Origin of the sequence: Micromonospora sp. BL1 (assembly GCF_003667485.1) — a bacterium.
Classification (GTDB): domain Bacteria; phylum Actinomycetota; class Actinomycetes; order Mycobacteriales; family Micromonosporaceae; genus Micromonospora; species Micromonospora tulbaghiae.
In genome coordinates this window covers 1-15,601 of sequence record NZ_RCVK01000295.1, presented here as the reverse complement: position 1 = coordinate 15,601, position 15,601 = coordinate 1, and the positions used below count along the sequence as shown (strand labels likewise).

The following is a 15,601-nucleotide window of genomic DNA, read 5'->3' as shown; positions in this document are numbered from 1 at the left end:
GTCCTTCGGTTTGCCCCGGTCCAGCTCGGCGACCGGTTCGGTGAGCTGCTCGACCGGGCCGAGTCGATCGGCCTGATCGACCGCAAGACCGCCGACGACCTGCGGAAGAAGGCCGCCGAGCTGGACCGGGGCAAACCGAAGGACCGGGACAAGCGGGTCGAGGACCTGCGCGAGAAGATCGACGACGCGGCCGAGGACGACAAGATCGACCCGGTCACCGCCGCCGCGTTGCGGAAGCTGATCGACGGCTACGAGCGGCTGCGCGGCGGCGCCGACGAGGGCTGACGGTCACCGCAGATCGGCGGCCACCACCTCGCCGACGCCGGTGCCGGCACGGACCACCGGCTCACCCGCCGGTGACCAGATCCCGGAACCGCCCGCGGCGCGCGCGTACCCGCCCCCGGTCGAGCCGGCGAAACTCGCAGTCACCACCCACACGCCGTGCGCGGCGGCGACGCGGCGGGCGCGTTCGTCGGGCACCGCCGCGTCCTCGGCCGACTCCAGCACCCCCGCCAGGTAGGCGTCCGCGCCGAGCGCCACAGTCGCCGCCGCGTGTTCCGGCGTCCCCGTGTCCTTGCACACGGCCAGGCCCAGCCGCCAGCCGTCCACATCGAGCACCGCCGGCTCCCGGCCCGGTCGCATGTGCCGCGGCTCCGCGCCACCCAGGCACATCTTCCGGTACGCGACCCGCACGCCGTCGGCGTCGACCGCGAGGACCCCGATGTGCGGCCCGGGCACCGGCGCTCCGGCCAGCGCCAGCGTCCCGGTGTCGGCGCAGGCCGCCCGCAGCGGCGCGAGCCTCGGGTCGGCCGGGTCCAGCGGCGCGGCGGTCAGCTCGTACCCGGTCAGCGACATCTCCGGGAACACCACCACGCGGGCCCCGGCGGCGCGCACCGCGTCGGCGTGCCGGACGGCGTTGCCCTCGACGTCGTGGGAGCGGGTCAGCGGCTGGGCGACGGCGATCCGCAACGGCGTACGCATGCCGTACACGATAATGGTTTCCATGACGCGTGGTCGTCCGCGGCTTCGCCCCGTAACGTTGGTCCGATGATCGGAAACGCACAGCTGCTCACCGTCCCCCGGGTGAGCACCTCGCGGGCCGCGGAACCGACCGGCGACGGAGTAGCCGGCTGGGTCACCGGCCTGATGGAACGGCTCGGTGGTCCCGGCGCCGGCCTCGCGGTGGCCCTGGAGAACCTGTTCCCGCCCATTCCCAGCGAGGTGATCCTGCCGCTGGCCGGCTTCACCGCGAGCCAGGGCAGGATGAGCCTGGCCGGCGCCATCTTCTGGACCACGCTCGGGTCGATCGTGGGCGCGCTGGCGCTCTACTACATCGGCGCGGCCCTCGGGCGGGACCGGATGCGGGCGCTGGCCGCGCGGCTGCCGCTGATCAAGCTGGAGGACGTGGACCGCACCGAGGCGTGGTTCCTGCGCCACGGCGTCAAGGCGGTGTTCTTCGGCCGGATGATTCCGATCTTCCGCAGCCTCATCTCCATCCCGGCCGGGGTGGAACGGATGCCGGTGCCGGTCTTCCTGCTCTACACCGCGCTGGGCAGCCTGATCTGGAACACCACGTTCGTGCTCGCCGGCTACCTGCTCGGCGAGCAGTGGCACGTGGTCGAGGCGTACGCGGGCACGTTCCAGAAGGTCGTCATCGTGGCCGTGCTGGCCGGTGCCTGCTGGTTCGTGGTCAGCCGGGTCCGCCGCTCCCGGCGCACCGCGGGCGACGTGCCGCCGCAGCCGGAGCCGCAGCTCGAGCCGGAGCCGCAGGCGGCCCCGCAGGGCACCGTCTACCGGGGCGGCTGGTACGGCCGGGCGGAGGACTGAGGCCCGCTCAGCACGGCGGGTAGAGCGGGCGGGTGCCGGCGCCGGCGGCCCGGGCGGCGTGGTCGCTGAACCGGCAGCCGAAGTCCGGCGCCGCCACCGCGCGCCGGTCGGTGACCGCGTCACCGGCCGGGCGCTTGCCGGTGCGGACCCAGCGGGCCAGGTCGTCCCACGCGGCGCCGGCCTCGGCCGGGCTGAACTCGCAGTGCTGCGCGGTGCGCACCGCCCGCTGCACCAGCAGCCGGGACCGTCCGTGCCGGGCCACGTCCCGGGCGTACGCCTGCTCCATCCCGAACGGCACGAACAGGTCGCCGAGCCCGTGCAGGCTGAGCACCGGCGCGGTGGGCCGCCCGGCGATCCGGGGCACCTCGGTCAGGCCGGGCGAGAGCCGCTGGCGCAGGTTCTCCGGCGCGACCCGCTGCACCGTGGCGTCGAGGTTCACCGGCTGGTTCGGCGCGTACCGGGTGAACAGGTTCGTGGCGAGCTGACCGGGACGCCGGGCGGGGGAGCCGTCCGCCTCGCTGACGGCGATGCCGAACAGGAAGTCCTTCCACACCGCGAACGCGGCGTCGCCGCCCGGCCGCGGCCCGCCGGAGCGTTCCACTGTGACCGCGCGCAACTGCTTGCCCAGGGCGTTGGTGGTGTCCGGGCCGCCCGGGGTCAGCCCGGTCAGGCCGAGCGTGACCTGGATCCGGGGCACCGCCGAGGTCAGGTAGTCGGCCGGCGTCGGGTACGCGCGCACCCCGGCGAGCGCCTGCGCGACCAGGTTGTAGTCCAGGAAGAAGTCGAACAGTTCCTGGTCGCCGAGCACCCCGCACATCGGCAGCGCCCCGGCGTAGTAGCCCGGGTACTGCTCCAGCGACCGGCCGATGACGTGGCCGCCCATCGACACACCGGCCAGGAGCACCCGGTGCGGGCGCCGGACGGTACGGCTGAACAGGTCGGCCAGGGCGCGCGTGCCGCGTACGCCGGAGCGCACGTCGTAGCCGTTGCGGTCGTACGACGACGACGCCCACGCGTACCCCTGCGCCACCAGGCGCTGCCGAAGCTCGAAGGCGGGCGGCTCCGGCGACAGCTCGGTGCCCTGACCGCGGTAGCCGTGCGCCCACATGACCAGGTCGCCGTTCCAGCGCGCCGGGACCTCGATGATGTACCCGGCGTTCGCGTGCACGCCCTGCCGCACGGTGGTGGCGGCCCCGCCGACGACGAGCGGCGGCAGCGGCGGGTTGACGACGGTGTAGCCGGGCAGCGGGCCGCTGCCGTCGTCACGGCCGGTGGCGGCGGCGGGCGCCGCGCCGGTCAGGCCGAGCGTCAGCGCGAGGGCCGCGCCGACGGCGAGCAGCCGGCGGCGGACGGGTGAGGGCTGCATCGCTGCTCCCCGGGGACGGGTGCCACCCCGGGACGGGGGTGACGACGCGGGACGGATGCCTACCGGCCGGTAGCGCCCTGAACCTAGGCCGGGCGTCGAGAGCTGTCAATCGCTGACCGACCGCTCCCTCAGCGTCCGTCCCGCCGTCCGCTCACACCAGCCCGTGCGCCAGCATCGCCTCGGCCACCCGCCGGAACCCCTGGATGTTCGCCCCGGCCACGTAGTCGCCGGGCAGGCCGAACTCCTCCGCCGTCGCCCAGCACCTGTCGTGCACGTCCCGCATGATCTCGCGCAGCCGCTGCTCCGACTCGCCGAACGTCCACGTGTCGCGGCTGGCGTTCTGCTGCATCTCCAGCCCGCTCACCGCCACCCCGCCGGCGTTGGCGGCCTTGCCCGGGGCGAACCGCACCCCGGCCCGGCCGAGGATCCGCACCGCCTCCGGCGTGGTGGGCATGTTCGCCCCCTCCACCACCGCGACGCAGCCGCCGGCGACCAACGCGGCCGCCTCCGCGCCGCCGATCTCGTTCTGCGTGGCGCAGGGCAGGGCCAGGTCGCAGGGCACCTCCCACACGTTGCGGTCCGGGACCGCCACCGCGTTGCGCGCGTGCTCCGCGTACTCGGCCAGGCGGCCCCGGCGCTGCTCCTTCAGCTCGCGCAGCAACGCCAGGTCGATGCCCTTCTCGTCGACCACGTAGCCGCTCGAGTCGGAGCACGCCACCACGGTGCCGCCGAGCTGGTGCACCTTCTCGATCGCGTAGATGGCCACGTTGCCCGAGCCGGACACCACCACCCGCTTGCCCTCCAGGCTGTCACCGGCCTGCCGGAGCATCTCGTCGGCGAAGAACACCGCCCCGTACCCGGTCGCCTCCCGGCGCACCTGCGCGCCCCCGTACGCCAGGCCCTTGCCGGTGAGCACGCCCGCGTCGTACCGGTTGGTGATCCGCTTGTACTGCCCGAACAGGTAGCCGATCTCCCGGCCGCCCACCCCGATGTCACCGGCCGGCACGTCGGTCTGCGGGCCGATGTGCCGGTACAGCTCGGTCATGAAGCTCTGGCAGAACCGCATCACCTCGCGGTCGGATCGGCCCTTCGGGTCGAAGTCGGCACCGCCCTTTCCGCCGCCGATGGACAGCCCGGTCAGCGCGTTCTTGAAGATCTGCTCGAACCCGAGGAACTTCACGATGCCCAGGTAGACCGACGGGTGGAAGCGCAGGCCGCCCTTGAACGGGCCGAGCGCGCTGTTGAACTCCACCCGGAAGCCGCGGTTCACCCGTACCCGGCCCTGGTCGTCCTCCCACGGCACGCGGAAGATGACCTGCCGCTCCGGCTCGCAGACCCGCTCGACCACCTCGGCGTACTCCGGATGCCGGGCCAGGGCCGGACCGATGCTCTCCAGTACCTCGCGGACCGCCTGGTGGAACTCGGGCTCTCCCGGGTTCCGGGCGACCACGCCGGCGAACACCGACTCGACGGTCTCCGGCATCACGGGCACCTCCTCTCGCCTGGGACACAGGCACCCTGGCCTGCGTCGCCCCAGGATACGAACGGTCCGTGGGGTGGGGTTCACTGGTCCGCGTGGACGCCACCATCTGGACGACGGCGCGCGACGCGCGCGCCTGGCTCGACGCCGCGAACGGCCGCGGCGACACCGAACTGACCTGCCGCATCCTCAAGATCGGCGAAGAGGCCGGCGAGGTCGCCGCGGCCTGGATCGGCCTGCTCGGGCAGAACCCGCGCAAGGGCGTGACGCACACCCGCGAGGAGGTCGCCGCCGAACTTGCCGACGTGGCGTTCACCGCCCTGGTCGCCATCGAGAGTCTCGGCCTGGACGCGCACGCCGTGCTGGCCGCGTGCGCCGACAAGGTGCGTTCGCGTACCGGAGTGGGAATGAACCGGGACGCCGACGCGGACGTATGACCCGGTGGGGACCGGCGAGAGGGGACGACCATGACCGCATCCGAGGACGACCCCGACCTGGCCCGGCCCCGCTGGTCCGGCGGAGCCCGGCTGCTGGCCGCCGCCGCGGTGCTGGTGGTGGTGCTCGGGGTCGTGGCGGTGGCGGTGACGCTGTCCAACCCGGCCCGCCTCGGCGTGGTCTTCTCCGGCGGCGCGCCGGCGTCACCGGTCACCGGGAACGGCGGCTCCGGCGCGGCGGGCGCCGCCGAGGTGGCCGGCGCCGAGACCGTCGCCGCACCCCGCGGCGACCGGCAGCGCGCCCAGTTCGAGCTGGTCGACGGGCTGACCCGGTTCACGCTGCGGGCCGCCGACCTCGGCGACGACCTCTACCGGATCGGCGCGCCGGACGGCTCGGGTGTGACGCCGCGCCCGCAGCTCGTGGGCGACCGGGTCCGGCTGCGGGTGGAGGAGAACGGCCGCCCCGGTCCGTCCGCCGTCGAGGTGGTGCTCAACTCCCGGGTCACCTGGCGGCTGCGGCTGATCGGCGGCGTCAGCGAGCAGCGCCTCGACCTGGGCGAGGCCCGGCTCGCCGGGGTCGACCTGGTCGGCGGCGCGTCGCGTACCCGGCTGCTGCTGCCGCGCATCGACGGTTCGCTCACCGTCCGGATGACCGGCGGGGTCAGCGAACTCACAGTCACCGTGCCCGGCGGGCCGCCGGCCCGGGTGCGGGTGGCCTCCGGCGCCGGCTCCCTGACCCTGTACGACGAGCGGCGCGGCGGGATCGCCGCCGGTGACCTGGTCAGCTCGCCGGGCTGGGACCGGGCCGCCGACCGGCTCTACCTCGACCTGGTCGGGGGCGCGAACGCGGTGAGCGTCACCGCGGAGTGAGCGTAGAGTCGGGCGGTGGACCGCACCGAATCCCTGCCCGCGCAGACGCTCCCACCGGGCGTCGGCCCGACCGACCCGGGCAGCGTGCTGCTGCCCGGCCACGACGTCCCGCTCGGCCGCTACACCACTGTGCGCCGGCTGCTGCCGCAGCGGCAGCGCCGGATGGTCGGCGCCTGGTGCTTCGTCGACCACTTCGGGCCCGACGACGTGGCCGACCGGCCCGGCATGGAGGTGCCGCCGCATCCGCACACCGGGCTCCAGACCGTCACCTGGCTGCTCGACGGGGAGATCCTGCACCGCGACAGCCTCGGCAACGTCCAGCCCATCCGCCCGGGCCAGCTCAACGTGATGACCTCCGGGCGGGGCATCGCCCACTCCGAGCGGTCCCCGCTGGTGCACCCGCCGCTGATGCACGGCGTGCAGCTGTGGGTGGCGCTGCCCGACCCGGCCCGGGCCGGTGACCCGGACTTCGCCCACCACGCCGACCTGCCCCGTTTCCGCGACGGCGACCTGGACGTCACGCTGCTCGTCGGCGACCTCGGCGGGGAACGCTCGCCCGCGGTCGTGCACACCCCGCTGGTCGGCGCGCAGATCGAGGTCCGCGGCCCGGCGCCGGCCACGCTGCCGCTGCGTCCGGACTTCGAGTACGGGCTGCTGGTCATGTCCGGCGCCGCCGAGTGCGACGGCACGGCGCTGGCCCCCGGCGCGCTGCTCTACCTGGGCCTCGGGCGCAGCGCGCTGACCCTGCGCGCCGAGCCGGGCACGCGCCTGCTGCTGCTCGGCGGCACCCCGTTCGAGGAGCCGCTGGTGATGTGGTGGAACTTCGTCGGCCGCTCGCACGAGGAGGTGGTGGCCGCCCGGGAGGACTGGATGGCCGGCCGCCGCTTCGGTGTGGTCGCCGACGACGCGGCACCACCGCTGCCCGCGCCCGCGCTGCCCACCACCCGGCTCAAGGCCCGCGACCGCGGCGGCGACGTACGCGGCTGACCGCCGTACCCGAATGCCGCGCCGTCGCCGGGGTAGACGGCGGCATGCCGACAAAGACCGCCCCGCGCGACGTCGCGGACAAGAAGCGGCTCGCCCGCCGGCTCGCCGGAGACGGCCGCGGGTTCGCCGAGTGCTTCGGGTTCCGGGTGACCAACAACCCGGCCCAGTTGTTCCAGGTGCTGTACCTGGCCGTCCTGCTGGCCCGCCGGGGCGACTTCCACCGGGCCGTCGACGCGGCCGGCGCGCTGCGCGACGCCGGCTGGGACACCGCGGCCCGGATGGCCCGCTCCCGGCACGAGGACCGGGTACGCGTGCTGCGCGCCGCCGGGCTGCGCGGTGACCTGGCCGGGATCGCCGACACCCTCGGCGACCTGGCCCGTACGGTCGTCGAGACGTACCGGGGCGACCTGCGCCGGCTGCGGACCGCCGCGCACCAGGACCCGGGCGAGGAACGGCGGCTGCTGACCGCGCTGCCCGGAGTGGACGACGAGGTGTGCGACCTGTTCCTGCGTGAGGCGCAGGCGCTGTGGCGCGAGGCGGCGCCGGTGGCCGACCGGCGGGCGCTCGCGGCGGCCCGGCGGCTCGGGCTGGGCCGCACCGCCCGCGACCTCGCCGGACTGACCGGCAGTGGCGAGTCGGAGCAACTGTCGTGGCTGGTCGGAGCGTTGGCGCGAGTGGACCTGGAGCGGCGGTACGCCGAGGTGACCGCCTGAGCGCACGCGTGCGCCCGGACACACTTCCGCGATTCTCACCCGTTCGGCTGATGCCGCGTCGTATGATGATCGTGGCAGCGATGCCCGCCCGGTTCGGGCGAACATCTCACCGCTGCGCGGTCGCGACCCGGTTCGGGCGTGAACCGCGCAGGACAGGTGCTGCGTGGCGCCCCAGGTCGCGGTTCGTGACCCGGGGCGCTCGCCTGTCCGGGCATGCCGACCGCCCACCCGGGAGTGCGCACGACCGCCCACCCGCGACGATCGCACGCCGGGCTCGTCTCGGCACGCGCAGAGGCCGGCGGCCGTGTCGCCCGCCGGCCCGCGGCCGTGCTCAGATGCCGCGCAGGTGCTGCGACACGCGCGGGTGGTCGACCCGGGCCTGCGCCGCGCGCTGCGAAGGGCTCACCTCGGGAGCCGCGTCGATGCCGGCCGAGCGGGCCACCTCGGTGCCGTTGGCGTAGTCCACCGGGGGCAGCGCGCGCAGCGCCCGCAACACGTCCGGCGGCGCGCCCTCCCGTTCCGCCTCGCGGATGACGTCGTCCTTGCCGGCCGGGTAGTCCAGCGCGGACAGGTACTCAAGGACATCCGTGTAACTCGCCATGGGTCGGGCTCCTCGGGGCAGTAGTCGCGGTCGTGACCGGGCGGCGGTTACCCGTCGCGCCGCCGCTCACGCCCCCACGCGCGCAAATCCCGCCGCCGTGATCGCGCCGGTGGCCGGCGCCGTTTCCCGCGCGCTGTCGCGGGTAGCCGCGGTGGGCGCACCGAAGGGGGTACCACGGATGCACTACCTGACCTTCGTGAGCCGGGTCGCCCGGCTCACCGGCACCAGCGAGGACCGGGCCGCCACGCTCACCGGGGCCACGCTGGAGACGTTCGCCGAGCGGCTGACCGGCGGCGAGGTGCTGGACCTGGCCGCGCAGCTGCCGAAGCCACTACAGGGGCTGCTCAGTCCGTATCCGCGCGACGAGGCGGCCGAACGCTTCGGGGCGGCGGAGTTCGTCGCCCGGGTCGCCCGCCGGGCGGACTGCGACGAGAACACCGCCCGGGACGCGGTACGCGCGGTGTTCGTCACGATGCGCGAGGCGATCCGGGGCGGGGAGTTCCAGGAGGTCGTGGTCCAGTTCCCGCGCGACTACCGGGACATGGTCGAACCGGCACTCGCCCCGGCCGCGGCGAACCGCCGCTGAGCCGGTTCGCGGGCGGTCAGCCGATCACACCGGCGGCGCGCAGCGCGGCGATCCGGCCGGCGTCGATCCCGGCGTCGGCGAGCACCTCGTCGGTGTGCTCGCCCGGCGAGGGCGGGGGGCGCCGCACCGAGGTCGGGGTGGCCGAGAAGCGCGGCGCCGGGGCGGGCTGGGTGACGCCGTCCGGCGCCACGAACACCTCCCGCGCACGCAGGTGCGGGTGCGCCGGAGCCTCGGCCCAGTCGAGCACGGGTGCCACGCAGGCGTCGGTGCCGGCCAGCAGTTCCGTCCACTCGTCCCGGGTCCGGGTGCGGAACAGCCGCGCCCACGCGGCCCGCAGCGCCGGCCAGTTCGCCGGGTCGTCCCGGTCCAGCGCGTCGTCCGCGGCGCTGCCGTCCGCCGCGCCGACCTCGCCGCCCGGCGGGAAGCCGGTGAGCCGGACCAGTTCGGCGTAGAACTGCGGCTCCAGCGCGCCCACCGCGACGTACCGCCCGTCGGCGCACTCGTACGTGTCGTAGAACGGCGCGCCGCCGTCGAGCAGGTTCACCCCGCGCGGGTCCTGCCACAGCCCGATGCCGCGCAGCGCGTGGATCTGGGTGGCCAGCACCGACACACCGTCCACGATGGCCGCGTCGACCACCTGGCCGCCCGCGCCGCCGCGCACCGCGTACAGCGCCGCGACCACGCCGAGCGCCAGCATCATGCCCCCGCCGCCGTAGTCGCCGAGCAGGTTCATCGGCGGCACCGGGCGTTCCCCGGCCCGGCCCACGCCGTGCAGCGCGCCGGTCAGCGCCAGGTAGTCGATGTCGTGCCCGGCGCTGTGTGCCAGCGGCCCGTCCTGTCCCCAGCCGGTCATCCGCCCGTACACCAGGCGGGGGTTGGCGGCGAGGCAGGCGTCCGGGCCGAGGCCGAGCCGTTCGGTCACCCCGGGCCGGAAGCCCTCGACCAGCGCGTCCGCGCCGGCGGCCAGGGCGAGCACCAGGTCACGCCCCTCGGGCTGCTTCAGGTCCACAGCGATCGAGCGGCGGTTGCGGTTCAGCAGGTCGCCGGGGAAGGCGCCGAACCCGCCGCCGCCGGGCCGGTCGACGCGCACCACGTCGGCGCCGAGGTCGGCCAGCATCATCGCCGCGAACGGACCGGGGCCGATGCCGGCCAGCTCGATCACCCGTACGCCGGTCAGTGGTCCCTGGTTGGTCACCCGCGTCACCATAGGGGCCGGGATGAGCCGGCGCCATGCCCTCCGCCGCCGCACAGCGGTTGACCAGGGCAATCAACCGTGTCCCGGCTTGGCGTCCGGTCGGGCGGTGACCTAGCCTTGTCCAGGCGAGGGGAGTACTTCCCACGAATCATTCCGGTCAGTACGGCAAGCCGCCGAGGCGAGCCCCGGGTGGTTGCCCACGAAAACGTGGGTGAAGGAGACCTCGAACATGACACGGTGTTCGAGGAGGCTCCATGCCCGAATTGTCGCCCCTGGCCGCGGCCGGGTTGTCGTCGGTCGGCACGCCCACGCTGTGGGCCGTGACGATCGTCGGCGTGCTCGTCCTGCTGGTGCTCGACTTCCTGGTGACCAGAAAGCCGCACGAGGTCTCGATCCGTGAGGCGCTCGGCTGGTCGGCCTTCTACATCGCCCTGCCGCTGGCCTTCGGCGCGTGGATCTGGTCCCGCTACGGCAGCCAGCAGGGCATCGAGTACCTCACCGGTTACCTGGTCGAGAAGTCCCTCTCGGTCGACAACCTGTTCGTCTTCATGCTGCTGCTGGCCGCGTTCGCGGTGCCCGCCGTGCTGGCCCAGCGGGTGCTGCTCTACGGCATCGCCGGCGCCCTGGTGCTGCGCGGTGTGTTCATCGCGCTCGGCGCCGCCGCGCTCCAGACGCTCGACTTCGCCTTCCTGCTGTTCGCGCTCATCCTGATCGCCACCGCGGTCAAGCTGCTGCGCGACGCCCTCTCCGGGCACGAGCAGGAGGTCGACATCAACAAGATGCGGTCGGTACGGCTGCTGCGCAAGATCATGCCGGTGGTCGACGACTACCACGGCACCCGGATGACGATCCGGCAGGCCGGCCGGCGGGCGCTCACCCCGTTCGCGCTGGTCGTGGTCGCCGTGCTGGCCACGGACATCGTGTTCGCCGTCGACTCGGTGCCCGCCGTCTACGGCATCACCGAGGACCCGTACCTGGTCTTCGCCACCAACGCCTTCGCGCTGCTGGGCCTGCGGGCGCTCTACTTCGTGCTGCACGCCGCGCTGAGCCGGCTCGTGCACCTCAGCTACGGCCTGGCCGCCATCCTGGCGTTCATCGGCGTCAAGCTCGGCCTGCACTGGGCGCACGGCATCTGGAAGGGCGTACCGGAGATCCCGACGCTCGCCTCGCTCGGCGTGATCATCGGCGTCCTGGTGATCGTCACCATCACCAGCCTGCGGGCCACCCGCAACAGCGGCGACGGCAAGCGCACGGTCGTGCACGAGGGGCAGGGCGGAGGTTCCGCCTGACTCGGTGGGAACCCCTGCCCCGGCGCGACCGGCGGTGGTACGACTGACGGGTGGGAATCGTCTCGCCCGGCTTCCAGGGCCGGCCCCGTTCGTCCGCACCCGACCTGCCGCCGGGGCAGTACCTCACCGAGGACTTCCCGGTGCTCTCCGCCGGCCCGACGCCACGTGTCCCGCTCGACACCTGGGAGTTCGTGCTGACCAGCGAGACCGGCGCGGAATACCGCTGGTCCTGGGACGAGCTGATGGGCCTGCCGCAGGACACCCCGACCGTTGACCTGCACTGCGTCACCCGCTGGTCCAAGCTCGGCACCACCTGGCAGGGCGTCTCCCTGGACACGCTGCTCGACGGCGTCGACACCGGCGCCCGGTACGCGCTGGCCCACTCGTACGGCGGCTACACCACGAACCTGCCGCTGGACGACCTGCGCGGCGGGCGGGCCTGGGTGGTGCACACGTACGACGGGGGTCCGCTGCCGGGCGAGCACGGCGGCCCGGCGCGGCTGCTCGTGCCGCACCTGTACCTGTGGAAGTCGGCGAAGTGGGTGCACGGCATCCGGCTGCTCGTCGACGACCGGCCCGGCTTCTGGGAGACCGCCGGCTACCACGACTACGGCGACCCGTGGCGCGAGCAGCGCTACCAGGGCGACTGAGGTGACGGCGCAGACCGAGGGCCGCCGCGTCGCGCCGCTGATGTGGCGGGTCGCCCGGCTGGTCGAGCGGCGGATCGAGACGCCCACCGCGCAGACGCTGGTGCTGGACGTGCCCGGCTGGCCCGGGCATCTGCCCGGGCAGCACGTCGACCTGCGCCTGACCGCCGAGGACGGCTACCAGGCCGCCCGGTCGTACTCGCTGGCCGGCCCCGCCGACGGCGAGCGGATCGAGGTGACGGTGCAGCGGGTGCCCGACGGCGAGGTGTCGCCGTACCTGACCGACACCTACGCCGAGGGCGACCCGCTGGAGGTACGCGGACCGGTCGGCGGCTGGTTCGTCTGGCGCACCGACGACACCGCGCCGGTCCTGCTGGTCGGCGGCGGATCCGGCGTGGTGCCGCTGATGGCGATGATCCGCGCACGGCGGGCCGCCGGGAGCAGGACGCCGTTCCGGCTCGTCTACTCGGTGCGCACCCCGGACGACGTCATCTACGCCGACGAGCTGCGCCGCCGCGCCCGCGACGACCAGGGCCTCGACGTCGCGTACGTCTACACCCGGTCCGCGCCCGAGGGCTGGCGCGGCGAGCCGCACCGGATCGGCCTGGCCGACGTGAACAGCCACGGCTGGCCGCCCGACCTGGAGCCGCTGTGCTACGTGTGCGGCCCCACCGGATTCGTGGAGACCGTGGCCGACCTGCTGGTGGGGCTGGGCCACCCGACCCGGCGCGTGCGGACCGAACGGTTCGGCCCGACCGGCTGACGACCCGAGGAGGGCGTATGACCGACCTGTCGTACCTGGACGGCAACATGCTCGACGGGCCGCTGCGCGAGCTGTTCGCCGTCGACCTGAGCGCCACCACCGGCCGCTGCGACACCTGCGGGACGACCGGCCCGATGGCCGGGCTACACGTCTACTCGCACGCCCCGGGCCTGGTCGGGCGCTGTCCTGCCTGCTCCGGGGTGATGGTGCGGCTGGTCCGCGCGCCGCAGCGGGCCTGGCTGGACCTGCGCGGCACCACGTACCTCCAGGTGCCCATGGCGGCCGAGCAGGACTTCCGCACCGCGCCCTGACGCCTGCACCCCGGCCGGGCCGCGCTCTGACGTCTGTGCCCCGGCCGGGCCGCGTCGCCCGCGCCGGCGCAGCCGCCCGACGAGCTGACCCACAGTCACCGGCACCACCGACAGCACGAGCTGACCGTTGCGCGGGTCGACGGTCGCCGCCACCCCGTACAGCCGGGCGCCGCGCCGCAGCAGCCGGGGCCGCCCGGCGGCGAGCCGCGGCGCGCGCACCGCGGCCCCGCCGCGCCCGTGCCCGCCGTCCACCTCGGCGCGCACCGGGTGCCGCTGCCCGTCGGCGGGGCCGGCGGTCAGGAGCCGGTCCAGCGCGAAGTCCGTGCGCAGCGTGCGGCCGGCCGGATCGCCGGCGTCCATCCGGGTGGCGCCCACGACCGGACCGGCCAGCATCCGCACCGGCCCGGCCTCCGCGGCGAACCGGGGGTACGGGCTGCGCGTGGTCACCGTCAGCGTGTGCCCGTCGGCCCAGCTCACGTCGATGGCGTCCAGCCGCGCCAGCCAGTCGGCGCGCACGTCGGTGACGTCGGTCCACCGTGCCGGGGCGCCCGGATAGCCCGCGTGCCAGCGGTCACCGGCGAACACAGTCGCCGGTACGCCCCGGCCGCTGTCCTGCTCGATGACCGCCAGCAGGTCGTCGACCCCGCCCGCGGTCACCGCGCCCAGGCGCAGCCGCGCCTCGATGCCGAGCCGGTCCCGCAGGCCGTCGGTGACGTGCCGCCGCACCAGCCGGGCGACCGTCGCGTGCACCCGCTCCTGCGCGGCCCGGTCCAGGTGCCGGAAGTCGTCGCCGACCAGGTTCGCCAGTTCCAGCCCGACGTGGCGGCGCAGCACCGCGTCCCGGCGCGCTCCGGCGGGGATCAGGTCGGCCACGTACGCGAACAGCCGCTCCACGCTGACCAGGCGCTGCTCGATCCGGCTGTGGTACGTGATGTTACGGGCGTCCAGCCGGCGTACTGCGTGGTAGTAGTCGTAGTCGGCGAGCACCGAGATCCGCCGGGCGTGGTAGCAGGCGGCGAGCGTGAACGGCTGGTCGCTGAGCACCGGCATGTCCTCCGGGAACCGCAGCCCGAGCCGGTCCACGAGGCCGCGCCGGAACAGCTTTGTGTTCGCCAGCGACCAGGGCAGCGCCGAGTCGAACAGGCTCACGTCGACCGCGTTGCCGCCGGCGAACACGTCGGAGAAGACGTGCCGGCCGTTGACGCCGACCACCTTGCCGAGCACCACGTCCGAACCGTACCGGTCGGCGGCGGCGACCAGACGTTCCAGGGCCTCCGGGCCGAGCCGGTCGTCCGAGCCGAGGAAGAAGACGTACCGGCCGGTGGCCAGGTCCAGTCCCCGGTTGCAGGGCGCCGCCGGGCCACCGGAGTTGGCCTGGTGGACCACCCGTACCGTGCCGGGATGCTTGGCGGCGTACCGGTCCAACAGGCGGCCGCTGCCGTCGGTGGACCCGTCGTCCACCGCCACGATCTCCATCCGGTCCGGCCCGATGGTCTGCCGCAGCACCGAGTCGAGGCAGGACCGCAGGTAGCGCAGCGTGTTGTAGACCGGCACGACGACGCTCACGTCGGGGCGGCTCGTCGCGGGTGGGCGGTGCGTGGTCGGTGGGCGGTGCGTCGCCTCCTCGGCTGCCACTGCTGCTCCTTCGCGGTCGCCCGGACGATCCGGCGCGACCCAGCGTGGTGGAGCGAGCCGTCCAGGTGACGACACCGGCGTGACGGCGAGGTGACCGGCAGGCAGCCGTTGGAGACGCGCGGAAGGGCCCGGCCCCGTGGTGGGGTCGGGCCCTTCCGGTGTGCTGTCACTCTTGCTTTGCAGCCGTGTGCGCGGTGGTGTTGGTCAGCTGGTGCTGTAGCCGCGGGTGGCGATCCAGTCGGCGAGGTTGTCGATGCTCATGCGGTAGGTGGCGGTGTTGGGGTTGGCGCTGTCGGCGATGGTGACGGTGTGGCCGTCGTCGCGGTAGCCGATGACGCTGATGTAGTGGCCGCCTTCGAAGGAGTGGGTGGTGCCGTCGGTGTCGGTGGCGGTGCCGGCGATGTTGGCGACCACGGCCCGGCCGGCGTCGACGGTCTTGACGACGTCGGTGCGCAGGGTGTCGGTCTGCTTGTCGTCGGCCTTGGGGGTGCTGATCTCGACGGACTTGTAGGCGTTGCCGGCGCCGGTCTCCTTGTTCAGCACGGGGGTGATGTCGTTGATGCTGTTGGTGCCGGCCTCGGTGGTGCCCATCTCCTTGGCCATGGCGTGCACGTCGATGTTCTTGCCCTGCACGGACAGGGCGTTGCGGGCGGCGGCGGGGCCGCAGAAGTAGAAGTTGGGCTGGGCCTCGTAGCGCACGTCCAGTTCCCGCTCACCGTGACCCTTACGGTCCGCGACCACGCTCGTGGTGGTGGGGGCGGCGTGGGCGGCGATGGCGATGGTGGCGGCCACCAGCGGTGGCGGCGATACCGGCAGCGGTCAGAACGGTCTTACGCAGCAGAGTGGTAGCCATGATGGTTGCCTCCCTGAAGTGGGGGATGACCGCGGCGGGGGTGC

The 15,601-nt window shown here is 74.3% G+C and carries 15 protein-coding genes and 3 pseudogenes; 11 read left to right on the top strand and 7 right to left on the bottom strand.

Features of this window, described 5'->3' with window-relative positions; all coding sequences use genetic code 11:
- Positions 1-285: pseudogene (locus tag EAD96_RS22170) on the top strand (serine/threonine protein kinase); the annotation flags it as partial.
- 3 nt (positions 286-288) lie between these two features.
- Here the strand turns inward: EAD96_RS22170 and EAD96_RS22165 are convergent.
- Positions 289-981: a carbon-nitrogen hydrolase family protein gene (locus EAD96_RS22165; RefSeq protein ID WP_121685648.1), complete on the bottom strand. Its 693-nt coding sequence runs from the start codon at positions 979-981 to the stop codon at positions 289-291.
- Between the two features lie 66 nt (positions 982-1,047).
- Between EAD96_RS22165 and EAD96_RS22160 the strand changes: the two genes are divergently transcribed.
- Positions 1,048-1,827: a DedA family protein gene (locus EAD96_RS22160; RefSeq protein WP_121685647.1), complete on the top strand. Its 780-nt coding sequence runs from the start codon at positions 1,048-1,050 to the stop codon at positions 1,825-1,827.
- A 7-nt stretch (positions 1,828-1,834) separates the two neighbouring features.
- Here the strand turns inward: EAD96_RS22160 and EAD96_RS22155 are convergent, their stop codons facing one another.
- Positions 1,835-3,193, bottom strand: a complete 1,359-nt coding sequence (locus EAD96_RS22155) for a S9 family peptidase (protein WP_199733266.1) — start codon at positions 3,191-3,193, stop codon at positions 1,835-1,837.
- Between the two features lie 151 nt (positions 3,194-3,344).
- Entirely contained in the window at positions 3,345-4,676 is a 1,332-nt protein-coding gene (gene gdhA / locus EAD96_RS22150) for an NADP-specific glutamate dehydrogenase (RefSeq protein WP_121685649.1), read from the bottom strand.
- A gap of 92 nt (positions 4,677-4,768) precedes the next feature.
- Between gdhA and EAD96_RS22145 the strand changes: the two genes are divergently transcribed.
- The 4 genes from EAD96_RS22145 to EAD96_RS22130 are packed head-to-tail and all read left to right on the top strand — an operon-like array spanning position 4,769 to position 7,677.
- Positions 4,769-5,110 (top strand): MazG-like family protein, encoded by a 342-nt coding sequence (locus EAD96_RS22145; protein WP_120570187.1) that lies wholly within the window; start codon positions 4,769-4,771, stop codon positions 5,108-5,110.
- A 30-nt stretch (positions 5,111-5,140) separates the two neighbouring features.
- Positions 5,141-5,977 (top strand): hypothetical protein, encoded by an 837-nt coding sequence (locus tag EAD96_RS22140; protein WP_121685645.1) that lies wholly within the window; start codon positions 5,141-5,143, stop codon positions 5,975-5,977.
- 15 nt (positions 5,978-5,992) lie between these two features.
- A complete protein-coding gene (locus EAD96_RS22135) occupies positions 5,993-6,964 on the top strand; it encodes a pirin family protein (protein ID WP_121685644.1) in 972 nt (323 codons plus the stop codon).
- A gap of 44 nt (positions 6,965-7,008) precedes the next feature.
- Positions 7,009-7,677, top strand: a complete 669-nt coding sequence (locus tag EAD96_RS22130; protein WP_121685643.1) for a hypothetical protein — start codon at positions 7,009-7,011, stop codon at positions 7,675-7,677.
- Positions 7,678-8,008: 331 nt separating this feature from the next.
- Here EAD96_RS22130 and EAD96_RS22125 read toward each other — a convergent pair whose 3' ends face one another.
- Positions 8,009-8,278, bottom strand: coding sequence for a DUF2795 domain-containing protein (locus tag EAD96_RS22125; protein ID WP_091427162.1), 270 nt, complete (start codon positions 8,276-8,278; stop codon positions 8,009-8,011).
- A 178-nt stretch (positions 8,279-8,456) separates the two neighbouring features.
- Between EAD96_RS22125 and EAD96_RS22120 the strand changes: the two genes are divergently transcribed.
- The gene (locus tag EAD96_RS22120; RefSeq protein WP_120570183.1) at positions 8,457-8,864 is read left to right on the top strand and encodes a DUF2267 domain-containing protein; all 408 of its coding nucleotides are present in this window, start codon (positions 8,457-8,459) and stop codon (positions 8,862-8,864) included.
- Positions 8,865-8,880: 16 nt separating this feature from the next.
- Here the strand turns inward: EAD96_RS22120 and EAD96_RS22115 are convergent, their stop codons facing one another.
- Entirely contained in the window at positions 8,881-10,071 is a 1,191-nt protein-coding gene (locus tag EAD96_RS22115; RefSeq protein ID WP_121685642.1) for a CaiB/BaiF CoA-transferase family protein, read from the bottom strand.
- Positions 10,072-10,313: 242 nt separating this feature from the next.
- On the opposite strand from EAD96_RS22115, the gene EAD96_RS22110 reads away from it, so the two are divergent.
- The 4 genes and pseudogenes from EAD96_RS22110 to EAD96_RS31620 form a co-directional block, all read left to right on the top strand.
- Positions 10,314-11,348 (top strand): TerC/Alx family metal homeostasis membrane protein, encoded by a 1,035-nt coding sequence (locus EAD96_RS22110; protein WP_120570181.1) that lies wholly within the window; start codon positions 10,314-10,316, stop codon positions 11,346-11,348.
- A gap of 50 nt (positions 11,349-11,398) precedes the next feature.
- A complete protein-coding gene (locus EAD96_RS22105; protein WP_121685641.1) occupies positions 11,399-11,998 on the top strand; it encodes a sulfite oxidase-like oxidoreductase in 600 nt (199 codons plus the stop codon).
- Positions 11,999-12,038: 40 nt separating this feature from the next.
- Entirely contained in the window at positions 12,039-12,758 is a 720-nt protein-coding gene (locus EAD96_RS22100; RefSeq protein ID WP_176739820.1) for a ferredoxin reductase, read from the top strand.
- A 17-nt stretch (positions 12,759-12,775) separates the two neighbouring features.
- Positions 12,776-12,976 (top strand): annotated as a pseudogene (locus tag EAD96_RS31620) (DUF6510 family protein); the annotation flags it as partial.
- Here the strand turns inward: EAD96_RS31620 and EAD96_RS22095 are convergent.
- Both EAD96_RS22095 and EAD96_RS22090 read right to left on the bottom strand, forming a co-directional pair.
- The gene (locus EAD96_RS22095; protein ID WP_121685639.1) at positions 12,902-14,704 is read right to left on the bottom strand and encodes a glycosyltransferase family 2 protein; all 1,803 of its coding nucleotides are present in this window, start codon (positions 14,702-14,704) and stop codon (positions 12,902-12,904) included. The pseudogene EAD96_RS31620 and the gene EAD96_RS22095 sit on opposite strands and share 75 nt — an antisense overlap.
- A 204-nt stretch (positions 14,705-14,908) precedes the next feature.
- A pseudogene (locus EAD96_RS22090) lies at positions 14,909-15,557 on the bottom strand (C39 family peptidase).
- Between the last annotated feature and the right edge of the window lie 44 nt (positions 15,558-15,601).

Excerpts from the sequence above, each read along its gene's own strand:
- EAD96_RS22165 (WP_121685648.1), bottom strand. The coding sequence starts at position 981 with ATGCGTACGCCGTTGCGGATCGCCGTCGCCCAGCCGCTGACCCGCTCC.
- EAD96_RS22160 (WP_121685647.1), top strand. The coding sequence starts at position 1,048 with ATGATCGGAAACGCACAGCTGCTCACCGTCCCCCGGGTGAGCACCTCG.
- EAD96_RS22155 (WP_199733266.1), bottom strand. The coding sequence starts at position 3,193 with ATGCAGCCCTCACCCGTCCGCCGCCGGCTGCTCGCCGTCGGCGCGGCC.
- gdhA (WP_121685649.1), bottom strand. The coding sequence starts at position 4,676 with ATGCCGGAGACCGTCGAGTCGGTGTTCGCCGGCGTGGTCGCCCGGAAC.
- EAD96_RS22140 (WP_121685645.1), top strand. The coding sequence starts at position 5,141 with ATGACCGCATCCGAGGACGACCCCGACCTGGCCCGGCCCCGCTGGTCC.
- EAD96_RS22130 (WP_121685643.1), top strand. The coding sequence starts at position 7,009 with ATGCCGACAAAGACCGCCCCGCGCGACGTCGCGGACAAGAAGCGGCTC.
- EAD96_RS22125 (WP_091427162.1), bottom strand. The coding sequence starts at position 8,278 with ATGGCGAGTTACACGGATGTCCTTGAGTACCTGTCCGCGCTGGACTAC.
- EAD96_RS22120 (WP_120570183.1), top strand. The coding sequence starts at position 8,457 with ATGCACTACCTGACCTTCGTGAGCCGGGTCGCCCGGCTCACCGGCACC.
- EAD96_RS22115 (WP_121685642.1), bottom strand. The coding sequence starts at position 10,071 with ATGGTGACGCGGGTGACCAACCAGGGACCACTGACCGGCGTACGGGTG.
- EAD96_RS22110 (WP_120570181.1), top strand. The coding sequence starts at position 10,314 with ATGCCCGAATTGTCGCCCCTGGCCGCGGCCGGGTTGTCGTCGGTCGGC.
- EAD96_RS22100 (WP_176739820.1), top strand. The coding sequence starts at position 12,039 with ATGTGGCGGGTCGCCCGGCTGGTCGAGCGGCGGATCGAGACGCCCACC.